1 pseudogene is annotated in these 335 nt (G+C 71.9%); it reads right to left on the bottom strand.

Annotation, left to right across the window (positions count from 1 at the left end):
* A pseudogene (locus ACLQ22_RS31990) lies at window positions 1-309 on the bottom strand (SDR family NAD(P)-dependent oxidoreductase); the annotation flags it as partial.
* Between the last annotated feature and the right edge of the window lie 26 nt (window positions 310-335).

Raw genomic sequence — 335 nt, forward strand, 5'->3', positions numbered from 1 at the left:
CAGCTCCAGGACTGTCCGCTGGCGTTCCTCGACTCCCATAGCGGCCAACCTGGCGGCCAGATCCACCCGCGCGTCGGCTGTGGTCGCCGCCCGGCGGGTCGAGCCACCGGCCAACGTCCGCCACAGCGGCGGCACGCTACCGGCGCCGACTCGACGAAGCGCGGCCACGTCCACCCGTATCGGTACCAGCTGCGGCTGGTCGGTACGCACCGCCGCGTCGAACAACGCCAGGCCCTGCTCAGGGGACATGGCAAGGATGCCGCCGCGTCGCATCCGGTCCAGGTCGACCTCGTCGAGATGCCCGGTCATCGCCGACTGCTGGGCCCACAGTCCCC

The organism is Micromonospora sp. DT178, assembly GCF_049841695.1.
Lineage (GTDB): Bacteria > Actinomycetota > Actinomycetes > Mycobacteriales > Micromonosporaceae > Micromonospora.